This window comes from Candidatus Symbiopectobacterium sp. NZEC135 (assembly GCF_025962695.1).
This window is the reverse complement of the sequence record NZ_JAGFPF010000179.1, coordinates 1-2,880: the sequence shown is the minus strand read 5'-3', so window position 1 is coordinate 2,880 and position 2,880 is coordinate 1. Positions and strand designations below refer to the sequence as shown.

1 protein-coding gene and 1 pseudogene are annotated in these 2,880 nt (G+C 49.3%); both read right to left on the bottom strand.

Going from position 1 to position 2,880, the window contains the following annotated elements:
• A partial coding sequence (locus tag J5224_RS24525) for a nitrogenase component 1 (protein WP_264627832.1) occupies nucleotides 1–993 on the bottom strand: 993 nt, incomplete at its 3' end.
• 176 nt (nucleotides 994–1,169) lie between these two features.
• Nucleotides 1,170–2,880, bottom strand: a pseudogene (locus tag J5224_RS24520) (hypothetical protein); the annotation flags it as partial.

Sequence of the window (2,880 nt, the reverse complement as noted above, 5' to 3'; positions counted from 1 at the left end):
GGTATAGAGCAGTGCCTTGCGCCCTTTAAGCCGTGCGCGATACGGTGCCAACGCCTTTTCCGCAGCGGCTTCTTCCCGAGCGATCAGCGTTTCGGTACGTTGCATCAGAGAATCGTCCTGCAACAGGGCGGCAAGCTGGCGCAGCGCGTCAGACATGGCACGTACCCCGTAGAAGCTGCCTTCAAACCACGGTGTGCCGTAACGTTGCTCCAGACTGCGCGCCACGTTGATGAGCGCGCGGGAACACACCAGCATGTTAGCCTGTGCGCGGTGCAAGGTCTGAATTTCGGCAAAGCGTCCATCGCCGGACAAATTGCCCAACACGCGAATGCCCAGTTCGTCGAGTAGCGGATGTACATGCCAGAACTCACCGGCGATATTGAACTCGCCAATTAAGCCGATATCGTGACGCTGCGCGACAGGGATCGGGCTGCTTTCCGGCCACGGAGCCGGTTCGCGCGTGCCGATCACCTGTTTGAGCATCACCTCACCGGCCAGACGGTTGCCAAAATTTTTGCTGCCATAAAAACCTGCGGCATCGACGGCGATCACCGGCACGCCCACTGCCACGGTTGCGGCACGGCACACCGCATCGATATCATCCCCCTCCATCGCGGGAACGCAGGTGTTGTAGACAAAAACGGCGGCAGGATCGTAGCGTTCCACGATATGGCGCACGGCATGAAACAACCGCCGTTCACCGCGCCCCATGATCACATCCTGCTCATTGAGATCGGTGGTGAAGCCGAGCCGGTTCAACCTTGGCCCGGAACTCTGACTGCCGCGATTATCCCAGGAACTGCCCGCGCACCCGATAGGGCCGTGCACCAGATGAGCGACATCCGCCAGCGGCAGCAAGGTGATCTGTGCGCCATCAAAGGCGCACCCCCCTGCCGTGGCGCCGGGTTTCGGTGCGCTGCACCCGGTTTTTTGTTTATGGTTATGCTCACAGGCGGGCTCATCAAGCAGCGCCAGAATGTCATTCCCCTTCATAGTGCCCTCGTCATGTCAGTTGACTTTAGGACGCTATTGCAATTCGCGGGCCATGAATAAATCTCTTTATTTCATAATGATACAATTGTTCGCTTTGCAACAAACGTGACAATGACGTAAAAGAGACAGGAGCAAAACCCGTCAACACACCGCCATGCAGCGCGGCGGAAGCAGCCTTAGACGTGGGCATCCGGTGTTACCGATTTCATGCTGGCAATCATCAATCGGTAGAGTAGTACGGACACCATCGAGCGAGGTAACTGAGTTTCTCTCCTACTCCGATGATACATATCGCTATTGTGGCGCGCGCGACTGGCGAGATCGGAGATGATTCTTGCCAGAAAATCCGCATTCTCTATAAAGGCATTCGCTCTTAACACCGGATCTCTTTTGAGCAGTTCTCTAAATTGGCCTTCAGTAATGGCGATATGGGGGAATTCACGCCGATACGCATTGATAAAATCGTCGTCAATATGAACGTATTCGTTATTGATCCCCAACAATCCATCATTAAACGTTTCGATAAATTCACTGGCATCGCCCACCAAACTGGTTGACGGTGCAATCTGAAAATCGAGTGTTCCGGAAAAATGTGACGCCTCATGTAAGGCCGTAAGGTGTAATTTTGTACTGAGTAGGGGTGAGGCATGATAATTATCCACCATGATAATGATTCGTCTAAAAGTATCCTCTTTGCCCACAAAGCCCATTGGGCTATTAGGATTATAAACATAAGGATGAGCATAAGTGTCACTTGAGGCAAAATAGATATTATCAATCTCATTGTTGAGATAATCTTTAATTTTTTCGGTGTGATACCTCAGTCTTTGCATCATTTCTTTCTTTATTATCTTAGCAATGTTTGCATCTGCTATTTCATCCAGTTTCATCACTTTGGATAAATAGGACTCAATCCTGTTCCCCCTAGGGGCGAATTGTAATTCACCGTGAATGTTTCTCATCGTCGTACGAGAAAATTCATACTCCAAAGCATCGGCACAGTGCTTCGCCAATAAAACACCTTCTTTATAGTGCTGAAGATTATTTTTCAATTGAGCAAACCGCACGGGAATTTCATCGGGAGTCTGACTAAAGCGACCAAAATAGACATCATTTTGGTTATAGTTGGTGGTAACAAAATTTTTTAACTCCACCCCCATATGCGTGAAATCGTCAGAAAGATGCCTTTGTATTTCCTGATGAACAATGGGAGCGCGATTAAATTGCATATGCGGAGGAAGATAAGCAGACGATGACAAAAATTTCCTTAGCGGAGGGATGTGTGTGATATCGATAGCAGGGCTATGGGCTGCCATAGGAAAATGGTTTTGATCCATTCGGTTTATTTCTACTGTGCTTTTTTGCCTGATTTTCTGTTGATGTATTCTCGTTGCAACAGGTTTCAACCTGCCGTCGTCTAATAGGTGATAATGCCGTCCAAACATTCCGCCGGTTTCAGGATTAACCAATGAATAATATTCACCGCGTAAATCCGCACCTACTTTTTGTATGGGTACTTCAATCTCTGAATGAGGCAAACGCGCGGTCATGTAGGCTTTGGTGGTTAACGGTAATGGTTCCACCGAGCGAAAAGAAGACATTTTATCCGCTAACGGGATACTACTCTGTTTCATTCTCAGAAAAGATTCTAATTTGCGGTCCAACAATTTACCGCCCTTACTTAATAATTCGAACCCCGGGTCTACGGCTCTCAATGCACTTTTACTTAACCCGAGGAATTCATTTGCGTGGGGGAGTCTGATTTCCTTAAGCAGCACAGTTCCGGCATCACCTACCGTTCCGCGCATTAGCGACCTACCTCCATAGCGTAAGCCTTTTGCCAGCCCCGTTCCAAATTTACCTGCCATGTTTGCCGCCTGCCCTGCG